The sequence below is a fragment of the Citrobacter sp. Ca225 genome, assembly GCF_030337175.1.
GTDB lineage: Bacteria > Pseudomonadota > Gammaproteobacteria > Enterobacterales > Enterobacteriaceae > Citrobacter_A > Citrobacter_A amalonaticus.
Genome location: NZ_JAOWCD010000103.1, coordinates 30,620 through 47,444 on the forward strand (window position 1 = coordinate 30,620; position 16,825 = coordinate 47,444).

Annotated in this window: 16 protein-coding genes and 2 tRNA genes; 12 read left to right on the plus strand and 6 right to left on the minus strand. The window is 53.8% G+C overall.

Translation table 11 applies throughout. From position 1 onward, the window contains the following. The first annotated feature begins 7 nt into the window (after positions 1 to 7). The 12 genes from nrdF (at position 8) to OGW13_RS24050 (ending at position 12,765) form a co-directional block, all read left to right on the plus strand. Positions 8 to 967, plus strand: coding sequence for a class 1b ribonucleoside-diphosphate reductase subunit beta (gene nrdF, locus OGW13_RS23995; protein ID WP_042999630.1), 960 nt, complete (start codon positions 8 to 10; stop codon positions 965 to 967). Between the two features lie 355 nt (positions 968 to 1,322). Then, positions 1,323 to 2,525, plus strand: coding sequence for a glycine betaine/L-proline ABC transporter ATP-binding protein ProV (proV, locus tag OGW13_RS24000; protein ID WP_042999629.1), 1,203 nt, complete (start codon positions 1,323 to 1,325; stop codon positions 2,523 to 2,525). Continuing rightward, positions 2,518 to 3,582: a glycine betaine/L-proline ABC transporter permease ProW gene (proW, locus tag OGW13_RS24005; protein ID WP_042999628.1), complete on the plus strand. Its 1,065-nt coding sequence runs from the start codon at positions 2,518 to 2,520 to the stop codon at positions 3,580 to 3,582. Before proV ends, proW begins: the two co-directional genes overlap by 8 nt. Before the next feature lie 68 nt (positions 3,583 to 3,650). Beyond that, positions 3,651 to 4,646, plus strand: a complete 996-nt coding sequence (gene proX, locus OGW13_RS24010; protein ID WP_042999627.1) for a glycine betaine/L-proline ABC transporter substrate-binding protein ProX — start codon at positions 3,651 to 3,653, stop codon at positions 4,644 to 4,646. A 195-nt stretch (positions 4,647 to 4,841) separates the two neighbouring features. Then, on the plus strand, positions 4,842 to 6,026 hold the full coding sequence (locus OGW13_RS24015) for an MFS transporter (RefSeq protein ID WP_042999626.1): 1,185 nt from the start codon (positions 4,842 to 4,844) through the stop codon (positions 6,024 to 6,026). 114 nt (positions 6,027 to 6,140) lie between these two features. Continuing rightward, on the plus strand, positions 6,141 to 6,878 hold the full coding sequence (locus OGW13_RS24020; protein WP_058588281.1) for an AzlC family ABC transporter permease: 738 nt from the start codon (positions 6,141 to 6,143) through the stop codon (positions 6,876 to 6,878). Further along, complete coding sequence (ygaH, locus tag OGW13_RS24025) at positions 6,868 to 7,203, plus strand: L-valine transporter subunit YgaH (protein ID WP_042326037.1); 336 nt, start codon at positions 6,868 to 6,870, stop codon at positions 7,201 to 7,203. Before OGW13_RS24020 ends, ygaH begins: the two co-directional genes overlap by 11 nt. Positions 7,204 to 7,293: 90 nt before the next feature. Next, positions 7,294 to 7,824 (plus strand): transcriptional repressor MprA, encoded by a 531-nt coding sequence (gene mprA / locus OGW13_RS24030; protein ID WP_044326893.1) that lies wholly within the window; start codon positions 7,294 to 7,296, stop codon positions 7,822 to 7,824. A gap of 124 nt (positions 7,825 to 7,948) precedes the next feature. Further along, positions 7,949 to 9,121 carry a multidrug efflux MFS transporter periplasmic adaptor subunit EmrA gene (gene emrA / locus OGW13_RS24035; protein WP_044266594.1) on the plus strand — a complete coding sequence of 391 codons (1,173 nt, stop codon included), beginning with the start codon at positions 7,949 to 7,951 and terminating at the stop codon, positions 9,119 to 9,121. A gap of 15 nt (positions 9,122 to 9,136) precedes the next feature. After that, positions 9,137 to 10,675, plus strand: coding sequence for a multidrug efflux MFS transporter permease subunit EmrB (gene emrB, locus OGW13_RS24040; protein ID WP_042999623.1), 1,539 nt, complete (start codon positions 9,137 to 9,139; stop codon positions 10,673 to 10,675). A gap of 270 nt (positions 10,676 to 10,945) precedes the next feature. Beyond that, the gene (locus OGW13_RS24045) at positions 10,946 to 11,653 is read left to right on the plus strand and encodes an RNA ligase family protein (RefSeq protein ID WP_042999622.1); all 708 of its coding nucleotides are present in this window, start codon (positions 10,946 to 10,948) and stop codon (positions 11,651 to 11,653) included. Then, complete coding sequence (locus OGW13_RS24050) at positions 11,650 to 12,765, plus strand: AAA family ATPase (RefSeq protein WP_042999621.1); 1,116 nt, start codon at positions 11,650 to 11,652, stop codon at positions 12,763 to 12,765. Before OGW13_RS24045 ends, OGW13_RS24050 begins: the two co-directional genes overlap by 4 nt. A 41-nt stretch (positions 12,766 to 12,806) precedes the next feature. Here OGW13_RS24050 and luxS read toward each other — a convergent pair whose 3' ends face one another. The 6 genes from luxS to OGW13_RS24080 all read right to left on the minus strand — a co-directional run bounded on the left by luxS (position 12,807) and on the right by OGW13_RS24080 (position 16,699). Further along, complete coding sequence (luxS, locus tag OGW13_RS24055; RefSeq protein ID WP_003037312.1) at positions 12,807 to 13,322, minus strand: S-ribosylhomocysteine lyase; 516 nt, start codon at positions 13,320 to 13,322, stop codon at positions 12,807 to 12,809. 148 nt (positions 13,323 to 13,470) lie between these two features. Beyond that, positions 13,471 to 15,030, minus strand: coding sequence for a glutamate--cysteine ligase (gshA, locus tag OGW13_RS24060; RefSeq protein ID WP_042999620.1), 1,560 nt, complete (start codon positions 15,028 to 15,030; stop codon positions 13,471 to 13,473). A gap of 78 nt (positions 15,031 to 15,108) precedes the next feature. Further along, positions 15,109 to 15,537 (minus strand): YqaA family protein, encoded by a 429-nt coding sequence (locus OGW13_RS24065; protein ID WP_042999619.1) that lies wholly within the window; start codon positions 15,535 to 15,537, stop codon positions 15,109 to 15,111. Further along, positions 15,534 to 16,100, minus strand: a complete 567-nt coding sequence (yqaB, locus tag OGW13_RS24070) for a fructose-1-phosphate/6-phosphogluconate phosphatase (protein ID WP_042999618.1) — start codon at positions 16,098 to 16,100, stop codon at positions 15,534 to 15,536. The genes OGW13_RS24065 and yqaB overlap by 4 nt, the downstream gene beginning before the upstream one ends. A gap of 253 nt (positions 16,101 to 16,353) precedes the next feature. After that, positions 16,354 to 16,430, minus strand: a tRNA-Arg gene (locus OGW13_RS24075). A gap of 192 nt (positions 16,431 to 16,622) precedes the next feature. Then, positions 16,623 to 16,699, minus strand: a tRNA-Arg gene (locus OGW13_RS24080). Between the last annotated feature and the right edge of the window lie 126 nt (positions 16,700 to 16,825).

Consider the following 16,825-nt stretch of genomic DNA (forward strand, 5'->3'; position numbering starts at 1 on the left):
GAGCAGTATGACATTATCACGCGTGAGCGCCATTAACTGGAATAAGATTCAGGACGACAAAGATCTCGAAGTGTGGAACCGCCTGACCAGCAACTTCTGGTTGCCGGAAAAAGTACCGTTGTCTAACGATATTCCAGCGTGGCAAAACCTGAGCGCCGCCGAGCAGCAGCTCACCATCCGCGTCTTTACCGGCCTGACGCTGCTCGACACCATCCAGAATATCGCCGGGGCCCCGTCGCTGATGGCAGATTCCCTGACACCGCACGAGGAGGCGGTGCTGTCGAACATCAGTTTTATGGAAGCGGTGCATGCCCGCTCCTACAGTTCCATCTTCTCTACGCTGTGCCAGACGAAAGATGTCGATGCCGCTTATGCCTGGAGCGAAGAAAATGCGCCGTTACAACAAAAGGCGCAGATTATCCTCGCGCATTACGCCAGCGACGACCCTTTAAAGAAGAAGATTGCCAGTGTGTTTCTGGAATCCTTCCTGTTCTATTCCGGCTTCTGGTTGCCGATGTATTTCTCCAGCCGCGGTAAGCTCACCAACACCGCCGATCTGATCCGGCTAATCATTCGTGACGAAGCGGTTCATGGCTATTACATCGGCTATAAATACCAGAAAGGACTGGAAAAACGCTCTCAATCCGAGCGTGACGAGCTGAAGGATTTTGCCCTCGAGCTGCTGATGGAACTGTACGATAACGAAGTCCGTTATACCGAAGAACTGTATGCCGACACCGCCTGGGCAGAGGATGTCAATGCGTTCCTTTGCTACAACGCCAACAAGGCGTTGATGAACCTGGGCTATGAGGCGCTGTTCCCGGCGGAAATGGCGGAGGTGAATCCGGCAATCCTGGCTGCGCTGTCGCCCAATGCCGACGAAAACCATGACTTTTTCTCCGGCTCAGGATCGTCATACGTGATGGGAAAAGCCGTCGAAACGGAAGACGAAGACTGGAATTTTTAACGGAAATTAATAGGGGAAATATCACGGCAATCATGATGGTAATATTTTAAGCAGATCACATTTTTATCACCCAATTATTTCAGGGTGATCTACACTCAATAGTGGTTGTCATATTCGCCTGAATTGCTGAAATTCAGGCGCGTTTTTAGTGGTCTTGACAAAAAATATTCACCGGCCGTGGTTTGCTCTCAGCCCTTATATCATGGGAAGTCCCGGCAATTTGCCTTCCTCTCTATTTCCCCTCATATCGCATTCAGGGTTGTCTCAGATTCTCAGTATGTTAGGGTAGAAAAAGGTGACTATTTCTATCAGGTATCATATCGACATAAATAAATAACAGGAATCTTTCTATTGCATGGCAATTAAATTAGAAGTGAAAAATCTATATAAAGTATTTGGAGAGCATCCACAGCGCGCCTTCAAATATATTGAAAAAGGACTTTCAAAAGAACAAATTCTGGAAAAAACAGGGCTATCGCTTGGCGTTAAAGACGCCAGTCTGGCCATTGAAGAAGGCGAGATATTTGTCATCATGGGATTATCCGGTTCGGGTAAATCCACAATGGTACGCCTTCTCAATCGCCTGATTGAACCCACCCGTGGACAGGTACTGATCGACGGCGTCGATATCGCCAAAATATCGGATGCCGAACTCCGCGAGGTGCGCAGAAAAAAGATTGCGATGGTCTTCCAGTCATTTGCGCTGATGCCGCACATGACCGTTCTGGACAATACCGCATTCGGCATGGAATTAGCCGGTGTAAGTGCTGAGGAACGTCGCGAAAAAGCGCTGGATGCCCTGCGCCAGGTGGGACTTGAAAATTATGCGCACGGCTACCCGGATGAACTTTCCGGCGGCATGCGTCAGCGTGTCGGTCTCGCCAGAGCATTAGCCATTAACCCTGACATCTTATTAATGGATGAAGCCTTCTCTGCGCTCGATCCCTTAATTCGTACCGAGATGCAGGATGAACTGGTGAAACTGCAGGCGAAACATCAGCGCACCGTCGTCTTTATTTCCCACGACCTTGATGAAGCGATGCGTATTGGCGACCGAATTGCCATTATGCAAAATGGCGAAGTAGTTCAGGTCGGTACACCGGATGAAATTCTGAATAATCCGGCGAACGATTATGTGCGTACCTTCTTCCGTGGCGTCGATATTAGCCAGGTCTTTAGCGCGAAAGATATTGCCCGCCGTAGCCCGGTGGGACTGATTCGTAAAACGCCGGGCTTTGGCCCCCGTTCAGCCCTGAAATTATTACAGGACGAAGATCGGGAATACGGTTACGTCATCGAACGCGGCAATAAGTTTGTTGGCGTGGTCTCCATCGACTCATTAAAAGCGGCATTAGGTCAGGCTCAGGGCATTGAAGGGGCGTTAATCGACGAGCCGCTGGCCGTAGATGCACAAACCCCACTTAGCGAGCTGCTCTCTCATGTCGGACAAGCGCCGTGCGCGGTGCCGGTTGTCGATGAGGAACAACAGTATGTAGGCATTATTTCAAAACGCATGCTGCTACAGGCTTTAGATCGCGAGGGGACAAACAATGGCTGATCAATCTAATCCGTGGGATACCGCACCAGCGGCTGAGAGCGCCGCACCATCCGCTGACGCCTGGAGCACGCCGTCCGGGACGCCTGCCGATAGCGGCAGCGCAGACTGGCTGACCAGCGCACCTGCGCCAGCACCAGAACATTTCAACATTATGGATCCGTTCCATAAGACGCTGATCCCGCTCGACAGTTGGGTCACTGAAGGGATCGACTGGGTGGTTACCCATTTTCGTCCCGTCTTCCAGGGCATTCGTGTGCCGGTGGATTACATCCTTAACGGTTTTCAGCAGTTGCTGCTGGGAATGCCGGCTCCGGTGGCGATCGTCGTTTTCGCCCTGATCGCCTGGCAGATTTCCGGCGTCGGGATGGGCGTTGCAACACTTGTTTCCCTGATTGCCATCGGCGCGATCGGCGCCTGGTCGCAGGCGATGATTACGCTGGCGCTGGTGCTGACCGCTCTGCTCTTTTGCGTGGTGATCGGCCTGCCGATGGGGATCTGGCTGGCGCGCAGTCCACGGGCGGCGAAGATCGTTCGTCCGCTGCTCGACGCCATGCAGACAACGCCAGCGTTCGTCTATCTGGTGCCGATTGTGATGCTGTTCGGTATTGGCAACGTGCCGGGGGTGGTCGTGACGATCATCTTTGCGTTGCCGCCGATTGTGCGTCTGACGATCCTTGGGATTAACCAGGTTCCGGCTGATTTGATCGAAGCGTCACGTTCATTTGGAGCCAGTCCGCGTCAGATGCTGTTCAAAGTTCAGTTACCGCTGGCGATGCCCACCATTATGGCAGGGGTCAACCAGACGCTCATGCTTGCGCTCTCGATGGTCGTGATCGCCTCCATGATTGCCGTCGGTGGTCTGGGCCAGATGGTACTGCGCGGTATCGGTCGTCTCGATATGGGACTGGCCACCGTCGGCGGGGTCGGCATTGTGATCCTCGCCATCATTCTGGATCGTCTGACTCAAGCCGTGGGTCGCGACTCACGCAGCCGCGGTAACCGTCGTTGGTACACCACCGGTCCTGTCGGGCTCGTTACGCGCCCTTTCATTAAGTAATTCACCTGTTGCCCGGTGGCGCTGCGCTTACCGGGCCTACACGTCCCTCCAATAATTAAGGAACAACGATGCGACAGAAAATCATGATTGCCACAGCGTTTGCCACCCTTGTCTCTACCAGCGCTTTCGCTGCCGACCTGCCAGGCAAAGGCATTACCGTCCAACCGGTACAGAGCACCATCACCGAAGAAACCTTTCAGACGCTGCTGGTGAGCCGCGCGCTGGAGAAATTGGGTTACACCGTCAATAAACCGAGCGAAGTCGACTATAACGTGGGTTACACCTCTATTGCCTCCGGTGACGCTACCTTTACCGCCGTCAACTGGCAGCCGCTGCACGACGATATGTTTTCTGCGGCAGGCGGGGACAAGAAGTTTTACCGCGAAGGCACATTCGTCACCGGGGCTGCGCAGGGTTACCTGATCGATAAGAAAACCGCTGAACAGTACAAAATTACTAACATCGCCCAGTTGAAAGACCCCAACATCGCTAAAATCTTCGATACCAACGGCGACGGTAAGGCGGACATGATGGGCTGCTCACCAGGCTGGGGCTGTGAAGCCGTGATTAACCACCAGAACAAAGCGTTTGATCTGGAAAAAACCGTCGACGTCAGCCACGGTAACTATGCAGCGATGATGGCCGATACCATCACCCGCTTTAAAGAAGGTAAACCAATTCTGTATTACACCTGGACGCCTTACTGGGTGAGCGACGTGATGAAGCCAGGTAAAGATGTGGTCTGGTTACAGGTGCCGTTCTCCTCACTGCCGGGCGAACAGAAAGATATCGATACTAAACTGCCGAATGGCGCGAACTATGGCTTCCCGGTAAACACCATGCACATCGTTGCCAACAAGGCCTGGGCAGAGAAAAACCCGGCGGCGGCGAAACTGTTTGCCATCATGAAACTGCCGCTGGCGGACATTAACGCGCAAAACGCGATGATGCATGAGGGCAAAGCGTCGGAAGCTGACGTTCAGGGTCATGTTGACGGCTGGATCAAAGCCCACCAGCAGCAGTTTGACGGCTGGGTGAACGACGCGCTGGCGGCGCAGAAGTAATTGCCTCCTGAATGCCGGATGGCGCGCGATGCGCTTATCTGGCATACGATAGCCGGGAACGCGGTTCCCGGCCTGCTCCCTCCGTTCCCTCCCCTGATCGCACAATCCGGCACGCAACAAATCCCCAACATTCATAAATGTCCACTATGATTGATTCCCAAAGAAATCATCACCTGACTCACGATTGCGAACATAATGACAAAAACCTCTCACGGGCTGAGCCCGGCACTGATCGTTCTCATGTCAGTGGCTACCGGTCTGGCCGTCGCCAGCAACTATTATGCACAGCCACTGCTCGAAACCATCGCACGCCACTTCTTACTTTCTGCCAGTTCAGCGGGGTTTATCGTCACCGCCGCTCAGCTTGGCTACGCCGCCGGTTTACTGTTTCTGGTTCCGCTTGGCGATATGTTTGAACGCCGGACGCTGATCGTCTCCATGACGCTGCTGGCGGCGGGCGGGATGCTGATTACCGCCAGCAGTCAGTCGCTGGCGATGATGATCCTCGGTACGGCGCTGACCGGACTTTTTTCCGTGGTTGCACAGATTCTGGTGCCGTTGGCGGCGACGCTTGCCACGCCGGATAAACGCGGCAAAGTGGTCGGGACCATCATGAGCGGCCTACTGCTGGGCATTTTGCTGGCGCGAACCGTGGCGGGACTGCTGGCGAATCTCGGCGGTTGGCGCACTGTCTTCTGGGTCGCCTCCGTATTGATGGCGCTGATGGCCATCGCGCTGTGGCGCGGCTTGCCAAAGGTGAAGTCAGACACCCACCTGAACTACCCGCAGTTGCTGGGTTCGGTATTCAGTTTGTTTACCCGCGATAAACTGCTGCGCACGCGTGCACTGCTGGGCTGCCTGACCTTCGCCAATTTCAGCATTCTCTGGACGTCAATGGCCTTTTTACTGGCCGCCCCGCCGTTTAACTATTCTGAAGGGATGATTGGCCTGTTTGGGCTGGCGGGTGCCGCTGGTGCGCTCGGCGCGCGTCCGGCTGGCGGTTTTGCGGATAAAGGACATTCTCACCTCACCACAACCTATGGCCTGCTGCTATTGCTGCTTTCCTGGCTCGCTATCTGGTTGGGACACACCTCAGTGCTGGCGCTGATTGTGGGGATTCTGGTTCTGGATCTTACCGTTCAGGGGGTTCACATCACTAATCAGACGGTGATTTACCGTTTGTATCCGGAGGCCCGAAACCGTCTGACCGCCGGGTATATGACCAGTTACTTTATCGGCGGGGCAGCAGGGTCATTGATCTCCGCCTCGGCCTGGCAGCATGCCGGATGGCTGGGCGTTTGTCTGGCAGGGACGACCGTTGCCGTACTGAACCTGCTGGTCTGGTGGCGAGGATTTCACCGACAAGACGCTGCAATTTAAGCGCCCGGCAAGCGTTTGGGCTCCTGAGGGTGTTAAGGAGCCCCCCAGTCTGTTAAGGTGATAGAGATTATTAACCCTGATAATTTTAACATTGGTGATAACGCGCAAAACTCTATGGAAAGGCCCGCATCTCTGCCCAATACCCCTCCGGCTACCTGTGCGGAAGGATTCAAAGACAGCTTACCCATCGTCATCAGCTATATTCCTGTTGCCTTTGCATTTGGTCTCAATGCCACCCGTCTCGGGTTTAGCCCGGTTGAGAGTGTGTTTTTCTCCTGCATTATTTATGCCGGTGCCAGCCAGTTCGTTATCACAACCATGCTCGCCGCAGGCAGCACATTATGGGTTGCCGCCCTGACCGTCATGGCGATGGATGTACGCCATGTTTTATACGGTCCTTCCCTGCGCAGTCGTATCGCCCAGAAACTCAGTAAACCGAAAACCGCCCTGTGGGCGTTTGGTCTCACCGACGAAGTCTTTGCCGCTGCCACTGCAAAGCTGGTGCGGGATAACCGTCGCTGGAGCGAGAACTGGATGATTGGCATCGCGTTTTGCTCCTGGGCCTCCTGGGTGCTGGGAACCGTACTCGGCGCCTTTTCCGGCAGCGGTTTATTGAAAGGATTCCCGGCGGTCGAAGCGGCGCTCGGTTTTATGCTCCCCGCGCTGTTTATGAGTTTTCTGCTGGCGTCATTCCAGCGTAAACAGTCCCTGTGCGTGACCGCCGCCTTAGCGGGCGCACTGGCGGGCGTGACGCTGTTTTCCATCCCTGCCGCGATTCTGGCGGGGATTGTGAGTGGTTGTCTGACCGCGCTGATTCAGGCTTTCTGGCAAGGAGTTCCCGATGCGCTATGAGGTGCTGCTGCTCGGATTGCTGGTCGGCTGTGTAAATTATGGGTTTCGCTATTTACCGCTACGTCTGAAGATGGGAAATACCCGTCCAGGCAAGCGTGGTGCAACCGGCGTTTTACTCGACACCATCGGCATTGCATCAATTTGCGCCCTGCTGGTTGTGTCAACGGCCCCTGAGGTCATGCACGATGCCAGTCGCTTCGTGCCGACGCTCGTGGGCTTTGCTGTACTGGGTGCTAGTTTTTATAAAACGCGCAGTATCATCATTCCTACGCTATTAAGTGCTCTGGCCTATGGATTAGCGTGGAAAATGTTGGCGGTTTTATAGGTTGGAAAAATCATTTTAATTTAATAATACATTTACTTTATTTGTCACCGTCGTTACTATATCGGCTGAAATTAATGAGGTCATGCCCAAATGGATAGTTCGTTTACGCCCATTGAACAAATGCTAAAATTTCGCGCCAGCCGCCACGAGGATTTTCCGTATCAGGAAATCCTGCTGACTCGTCTTTGCATGCATATGCAAGGAAAACTGCTGGATAACCGCAATAAAATGCTGAAAGCTCAAGGGATTAACGAGACGTTGTTTATGGCGTTGATTACGCTGGAGTCTCAGGAAAACCACAGCATTCAGCCTTCTGAACTGAGCTGTGCCCTGGGATCATCCCGTACTAACGCGACACGTATCGCTGATGAGCTGGAAAAGCGCGGTTGGATCGAGCGCCATGAAAGCGACAACGATCGTCGTTGCCTGCATCTACAGTTAACCGATAAAGGCCATGCTTTTTTGCGCGAAGTATTACCGCCGCAGCATAACTGCCTGCATCAACTGTGGTCCGCTCTTAACACTGCAGAAAAAGAACAGCTTGAGCACATCACTCGTAAGCTTCTGACGCGTCTCGATCAGATGGACCAGGATGGTGCTATCCTTGAGGCGCTGAGCTAACGCGTCGACTCGCTCAATAATCCAGATTACCAAAGAAAACTGACTGGCCAGCACTTGAACGTGCTGGCCTTTCTGATAAACAGCTCGGCTCAGCCGACGAAAAAATAAGATCGTGGAGAACAACATGAGCGCAAATGCGGAGACCCAAACCCCGCAGCAACCGGTTAAGAAGAAAAGCAAACGTAAAAGTACGCTACTCCTCCTGACCTTGCTCTTTATCGTTATTGCCGTGGCATATGGAATTTATTGGTTTTTGGTACTGCGTCATGTCGAAGAGACCGATGATGCATACGTGGCAGGGAACCAGGTTCAAATCATGGCACAGGTATCCGGCAGCGTGACGAAAGTCTGGGCGGATAACACTGATTTTGTTAAACAGGGTGACGTTCTCGTCACGCTCGATCAGACGGATGCCAGACAGGCATTTGAAAAAGCGAAGACCGCGCTGGCCTCCAGCGTCCGTCAGACGCATCAGTTAATGATCAACAGCAAACAGTTGCAGGCGAACATTGCGGTGCAGAAAACGGCCCTTGCCCAGGCGCAAAGCGATTTTAACCGTCGCGTACCACTGGGTAACGCCAATCTGATTGGTCGTGAAGAGCTGCAACACGCACGGGATGCCGTGGCCAGCGCTCAGGCGCAGCTTGATGTTGCCATTCAGCAATACAATGCTAATCAGGCGATGATTCTCGACAGCAAGCTGGAAGATCAGCCCGCCGTCCAACAGGCCGCCACCGAAGTGCGTAACGCCTGGCTGGCGCTCGAGCGAACGAAGATCGTCAGCCCAATGACCGGCTACGTGTCGCGCCGCGCCGTGCAGCCTGGTGCGCAGATCAGCCCTACCACGCCGCTGATGGCTGTGGTTCCGGCCACCAATCTGTGGGTTGATGCTAACTTCAAAGAGACGCAGCTTGCCCATATGCGCATCGGCCAACCGGCAACGGTGATCAGTGATATCTACGGCGATGATGTTAAGTACACCGGTAAAGTGGTCGGTCTTGATATGGGGACCGGTAGCGCCTTCTCACTGCTGCCAGCACAGAACGCAACCGGTAACTGGATCAAAGTGGTTCAGCGTCTGCCTGTACGTATCGAACTGGATGCACAGCAGCTGGCGCAACATCCGTTGCGGATTGGTTTATCGACGCTCGTCACCGTCGATACCGCGAACCGCGACGGTCAGGTGCTCGCCAGCCAGGTGCGCACTACGCCGGTGTCTGAGAGTAACGCCCGTGAAATCAGCCTTGCCCCGGTCAATAAACTGATCGAAGAGATTGTGCAGGCCAACGCAGGCTAATCTGAGGTGCGTGTGATGCAACAGCAAAAACCGCTGGAGGGCGCGCAGCTCGTCATTATGACGATTGCGCTGTCGCTGGCGACATTCATGCAGGTGCTGGACTCCACCATTGCTAACGTGGCGATCCCTACGATCGCCGGGAACCTGGGCTCATCGCTGAGCCAGGGGACGTGGGTGATCACCTCTTTCGGGGTGGCGAACGCCATCTCGATTCCCATTACCGGCTGGCTGGCAAAGCGCGTTGGGGAAGTGAAGCTCTTCATGTGGTCAACGGTGGCGTTTGCCATCGCCTCCTGGGCGTGCGGCGTCTCCAGTAGTCTGAACATGCTGATCTTCTTCCGCGTCGTTCAGGGGGTGGTTGCCGGGCCGCTGATCCCGCTTTCGCAAAGTCTGCTACTCAATAACTACCCTCCGGCAAAGCGCTCTATCGCACTGGCGCTGTGGTCGATGACAGTGATTGTCGCGCCGATTTGCGGCCCGATTCTGGGCGGCTATATCAGCGATAACTATCACTGGGGCTGGATTTTCTTTATCAACGTGCCAATCGGTATTGCCGTCGTTCTGATGACGCTGCAAACCCTGCGTGGACGCGAAACACGCACGGAACAGCGGCGGATTGACGCCATCGGGCTGGCGTTGCTGGTCATTGGGATCGGTAGCCTGCAGATTATGCTCGACCGGGGGAAAGAGCTGGACTGGTTCGCCTCACAGGAGATCATCATTCTGACCGTGGTGGCGGTGGTCGCCATTAGCTTCCTGATTGTCTGGGAGCTTACCGACGATAACCCCATTGTCGATCTCTCACTGTTTAAGTCGCGAAACTTTACCATCGGCTGTTTGTGTATCAGTCTGGCTTATATGCTGTACTTCGGGGCTATTGTTCTGCTACCTCAGCTTTTGCAGGAGGTTTACGGCTATACCGCGACGTGGGCGGGTCTGGCGTCCGCGCCGGTGGGGATTATTCCGGTGATCCTGTCGCCGATTATTGGCCGCTTTGCCCATAAGCTGGATATGCGCAGGCTGGTGACGTTCAGCTTTATTATGTATGCCGTCTGCTTTTACTGGCGCGCGTGGACGTTTGAACCGGGAATGGACTTCGGCGCCTCCGCCTGGCCACAGTTTATTCAGGGCTTCGCGGTGGCGTGCTTCTTTATGCCGCTAACAACCATCACGCTGTCTGGCTTACCGCCTGAGCGTCTGGCGGCGGCATCGAGTTTGTCTAACTTTACGCGAACGCTGGCGGGGTCAATCGGGACATCGATCACCACCACCATGTGGACCAACCGGGAATCGATGCACCATGCACAGTTAACCGAGTCGGTGAATCCGTATAACCCGAATGCGCAGGCAATGTACGATCAGCTACAGGGACTGGGCATGACGCAGCAACAGGCGTCTGGCTGGATAGCCCAGCAGATAACGAATCAGGGGCTGATTATTTCAGCCAACGAGATCTTCTGGATGTCGGCGGGGATCTTCCTGGTGTTGCTCGGTCTGGTCTGGTTCGCCAAACCCCCGTTTGGTGCGGGCGGTGGCGGTGGTGGCGCGCACTAAGGTTTGATTTAAAGGGATCCGCGGATCCCTTTTTTATTGCCTGAAACTGCAGGTGGTTGTTTTATCATCATAAGAGGTGTATCTTTACGCCGCCCCAAATACTTCCATTAACAACTAGCCGGTTCTGAGCGCTTCGCTCAGGTTGTCAATCCTCTTTATCTACACCCTCGCCTTGATGGGTGAAATTCACACTATCCCTTTTAACCCGTTAACCTCACAACTCGCCTCCCCGCGGGCGTAACTTTATAACAACATAAATAATGAATTATCATGAATACGCAACGAAAATACGGGAGAACCTGGCACTATCCTTTCTCCCCCGGCACTACTAGCGATGACCGTATCAACGCCGACTACTGGCGAGATTTGCAGGTTATTCCTCTACTGGTGCACACCGAAAAGCTGGATGGTGAAAATAACTGCCTGAATCGCCACGGCGTTTTTGCCCGCTCTCATGCAGCCCCAACGCAATCCGCGTGGACGCATAAAATTCGCCAGCGCTGGCAATTGCTAAAAAACGATCTTGGCGATTTAGAGCTTTTCGGCGAGAACCTCTATGCCGTCCACTCGATTGAATATCACGCGCTGGAGCAGGACTTTTTCCTGTTTGCCATCCGCTGCCAGGATATGTGGCTAAGCTGGGAAGAAGTGCAGTTCTATGCCGCGCTGTTTGATTTTCCCTGCGTCCCGGAAATCCCAGGACCGCAGCCTGGTCAGGATGAAAAAGCGTGGCAGCGAGAATTTCTTGCGCTAACCAACGGACGCGGCGCGTTCGACCCATGGGATATCCAGGCCGGTCAGCCCTGCACCCTTGAAGGCATCGTGAGCCGTAATCGCAACGAATTTCCTGTGGATGATTTCGCCCACCAAGTGTTTAAGTTTGTCCGTAAGAATCATGTCAAAACAACGGAACACTGGAAGCGCAACTGGCGACGGGCTCGTCTGGCCCATGAATTTGCCTTTGGAGGCCAGTTATGATCTGGCAGCTTACTGGTGACAAAAGCTGGTCGGCGCTGCGACAACAATTCCGCTGGGTAGAAGAGATGCACGATGTACCACAGGATCCCGTCCATCATGCCGAGGGGGACGTTGGCATTCATACTGAAATGGTGCTCAACGCGCTATCAACCATGTCTGACTTTCAGCGATGCTCACCACAGCAACAAGAGCTGCTATGGGCTGCGGCGCTGCTACACGATGTGGAAAAGCGCAGCACCACGCAGCGTGATGAACACGGTCGCATCCAGTCATTGGGCCATGCGCGCAAAGGTGAACTCACGACACGGCAGATCCTGTGGCGAGATATTCCCACACCCTTTATTCTGCGTGAGCAAATCGCGGCGCTGGTTCGCCTGCACGGACTGCCGTTGTGGCTACTCGAACGTCCCGCCCCTGAGCGCCTGCTGCTTAGCGCGGCTATGCGGATTGACACCCGCCTGCTGACGCTGCTCGCCCGTGCCGATATAGAAGGGCGACGCTGTCAGGATAGGGAGGAGATGCTCGACCGGATCGCCCTGTTTGAGCTTTTCTGTCAGGAACAACAGTGCTGGGGACATGCCCGTCACTTCGTTTCCGATGCGGCTCGCTGGCATTATCTGACGCATTCGAACAGTTCAGCCGATTTCATCCCCTGGGAAACAGAAAGCTTTGAAGTGATTATAATGAGCGCTCTGCCCGGAATGGGTAAGGATCGCTATATCAGCGAACACTGTCCCGGCATACCGGTAGTGAGTCTTGATGATATCCGCCGTCGACTTGGTGTCAGCCCGGAAGACAGGTCGGCAACCGGTCGCGTCGTCCAGCAGGCAAAAGAAGATGCACGGGCTTTGCTGCGACAAAAAACGGCTTTTGTCTGGAATGCGACCAATATTACCCGACAGCTACGAAGCCAGCTCATCGACCTTTTTACTGCCTACGGTGCACGGGTAAAAATTGTCTACATTGAAGTTCCATGGGCGCAATGGAAGCAGCAAAATGCAAACCGCCAATATGCGGTTCCGGACGCGGTTATAATGAGAATGGCGTCAAAGCTGGAAGTACCTCAGTCTGATGAAGCGCACTGCGTGGAATATCAGGTGAGAGATGAGTGAACAAACCGGACAGAGCCACCTCTGTCCGGCTACAGCACTAACTAGATATGCAATTCCTGCAACTTCTCTTTTGGCAGCGCCAGCTCTTCATTGCTGTTGACGCGAACGTCGCGCTCCAGAATATGACGCGCGATATCCTGTGCTTCACTCAGGGAGTGCATCTGATATGTACCGCACTGGTAGACGTTCAGTTCCGGGATCTGATTCTGATCCTGAACTTTCAGCACGTCGGCCATCGCCGCTTTCCATGCATCTGCCACGCGCTGCTCATCCGGCGTACCTATCAGGCTCATATAGAAACCGGTACGGCAACCCATCGGGGAGATATCGATAATCTCGACGCCGTTACCGTTGAGGTGATTACGCATAAAGCCTGCGAACAGATGCTCCAGCGTGTGAATCCCTTTCTCCGGCATCACCTCTTTATTTGGAATGCAGAAACGCAGATCAAACACGGTGATGGCGTCACCGTGTGGAGTGTTCATCGTTTTCGCCACACGGACTGCAGGTGCTTCCATCCGGGTATGATCGACAGTGAAGCTATCTAACAACGGCATTTAGCCACCTCCGATAATTTTTTATAAATAAACTGAACTCTTTGTTCCGGTGCGAGTCTGAGTATATGAAAGACGCGCATTTGTTATCATCATCCCTGTTTTCAGAGATGAAATTTTGGCCACTCCCGAGTGGCCTTTTTCTTTTCTGTCAGGCCTGCTGCTTTGCCAGCCAGCTGTCAAACGGTTCCGAATCTGCCGCTTCAACTTCGCGCTGACGACGTTTTGAGGCGTCACGTTCAGCCACAAAGTCTTCTTCCTGCAAAATTTCCAGCGGCTCTTCACGCAGCAGATTGCGGTAAGCTTCGCCCAGCGCCCTGCCCGTACCGCCAATACCCGTATCAATCATAGACCGCAGAATACGTGCAGAGAACGTTAATTCCGGGTTATCAAAGCAGGCAACCAGTTCGTCACAGACTTTCTGATAATCCTCTCCGCCGTGGATGCTGTCCAGCGTTTGTGCCACACGCTTCAGATCGCGGAACAGATCTTTACCCACTTCGGGCAGCGGGAACTGTGCAGTTTCACAACCAATCCCTAACGTCAGGCCCGGCTTACGCCCTTCCAGAATCACCCGATTCCAGTTGGTACGCGTACATAGCAGCTCACTGCTGCTCATCTCCGGTGCATCGGCCAGCACACACCAGACCATAAACAGGTCAAGGAAACGCACCTGTTGCTCGTCCACGCCAATTGGCGAGAACGGATTGATATCCAGCGAGCGGACTTCGATGTATTCGATACCACCACGCAGAAGCGCATCTGAAGGCGACTCACCGCTACGCGTAACGCGTTTCGGACGAATCGGCGCGTACAGCTCATTTTCAATCTGCAGCACGTTGCTGTTGATTTGCAGACGCTTACCGTCTTTTTCCAGCCCTACTGCCGCATACTCTTCAGAAGGCGTTTTAATCGCCCGCTTCAATCCTGCCACATACTCGTAGAGATCGTTAAACGTAATTCCGAGATTGCTTTGCGACTTATTGGTATAACCCAGATCGCTCAGTCGCAGCGAGGTCGCGTACGGCAGGTAGTACATTCCGCAGTCGGTTTTCTCAAACGGCAGCGTGGTCGGTTTGCCCTGCAGGAAGGAAGCGCAAATCGCCGGGGACGCACCAAACAAATAAGGAATGACCCAGCCAAAGCGGTAATAGTTACGGATCAGGCGGAAATAGCCGGCAGAGATTTTCTCTTTTGCCTCTTCGCCTTCCACTACGCCACATTTCGCCTGCCAGAATGCCATCGGCAGTGAAAAGTTGTAGTGCACACCGGAAATAGTTTGCATCAACGCACCGTAACGGTTTTTCAACCCTTCACGGTACAGCGTTTTCATACGACCAATATTTGAAGTGCCATATTGCGCCAGTTCAATGTCCTGACCTTCGGCAATGTAGCAAGGCATGCTCAGTGGCCACATGCGCTCATCACCCATATTTCTGGCGGTATAACGATGCAGGTCACGCATGAAGGTCAGCATATGCTGGATATCGCCGTCTACCGGTGTGATAAACTCCAGCAGCGCTTCCGCGAAATCCGTGGTAATCCATTTATGCGTCAGCGCTGAGCCTAACGCTTCAGGATGCCCCGTTGTCGCCAACGTGCCATCCGCATTCACGCGCAATGTCTCGCGCTCCAGCCCGCGCTGTATCCCCTGTAATGCCTGAGGATGCTTTTCCAGCCAGGCCAAAGCCTGTGATACGTCCGGGATCAAATTGACCTCCCGCCTGTCAAAATCGTATTAATTAGCATAATTGTAGTGGTTAACCTAAAGGCTAATCCCCAGGCACAATTAGTGCCACCAGGTAATGCCCTGAACGGTAGCAGCCGCGACGACAATATAACGCAGCGCTTTGCCAAGGCATAAAAAAAAGAGCACCGGCCCCCACGAGAGGCGCATCCATCCCGCTAACAGGCACAGTAAATCACCCACAACCGGCATCCAGCTTAATAATAGTGTGACCGCGCCATAGCGTTTAAGCCAGCCTGTGGCTTTCTCCTGCCAGCGCGATGTCTTGCGCAGCGGGAAGAAACGCCCAAGGATAACGTTAGTTAACCCTCCAAGGCTATTACCCATTGTTGCTGTTAAAACTAAGACCCAGGGATGACTGAGTCCGGCCAGTAACATGGCAATCAGAACGACTTCCGAGTTGCCGGGCAACAGCGTAGCGCTGAGGAAACTGCTGGCGAACAATGAAAGGAGCGACAGTCCGTCACTCACAGGAGTCGAACGTCCACAGCATCCATTCCGGCGGCGCGTGCTGCCTGGATACCAAAGTCCGCATCTTCAAATACCACGCACTGCGCCGGAGGCACGCCCATACGCTCCGCACAAAGCAGGAAAGTATCTGGCGCGGGTTTATGGTGCTGGACATGATCGGCAGCAACGACGGCATCAAAATAGCGACGCAGCCCCAGATGAGCCAGCAGCGCTTCCGCTACTGCGCTTTCACTGCCGGTTCCGACGGACATCGGGCGACGACCATGCCACGCTTTTACCACCTCAACCAGCGGCAACGGCTCGACGCTGTCGAGGAGCATGATTTTTACCGCGTCGGTTTTTTCACGGGCTAACGCGTGAGGATCGAGATCCGCATGATTCAACTCAATAATGGACTGAGCAATACGCCATGTGGCTGAGCCGTTAAGGGCAATCATCGCCTGAAGATCAAAATGCATACCGTAACGACCTAATACTTCAACCCACGCCTTACGGTGCGTCGGTTCAGTATCCAGAAGGGTACCATCCATATCGAAAATCAGACCCGCATAACGTTCGTACATAGCGCTCTCACCGGCAAGTAAACAGACGTTACTTTATCGTAATTGCTGGATTTTGTCGCTGACGACGATGCTGAGGATTGTTCAGGAGATGAATGCAAAGGAGTAAGGAAAAGAAAAAAATGGTGCATCCGGGAAGATGACTCGGCGAAGCCTCGCCCTTCGGGCCGTTGCTGGCGCAACGCTATCCCCCCCTGGTACTCGCGATACTCTCGCAGACCATGAAACAACAAACTCGCTGTTATCCGGGAGAAGATGGTGCATCCGGGAGGATTCGAACCTCCGACCGCTCGGTTCGTAGCCGAGTACTCTATCCAGCTGAGCTACGGATGCATCGAGAAACTTATTTTACTGCTGATACTGATACTGTACAAAAGCGGTATCAAATAAGAGATGGTACATCCGGGAGGATGACTCGGCGAAGCCTCGCCCTTCGGGCTGTTGCTGGCGCAACGTTATCCCCCTGGTGCTTACGATGCTCTCGCAGACCATGAAACAACAAACTCGCTGTTATTCGGGAGAAGATGGTGCATCCGGGAGGATTCGAACCTCCGACCGCTCGGTTCGTAGCCGAGTACTCTATCCAGCTGAGCTACGGATGCATCGGAAAACTTATTTTACTGCCGATATTGATACTGCACAAAAGCGGTATCAAGTAAGAGATGGTGCATCCGGGAGGATTCGAACCTCCGACCGCTCGGTTCGTAGCCGAGTACTCTATCCAGCTG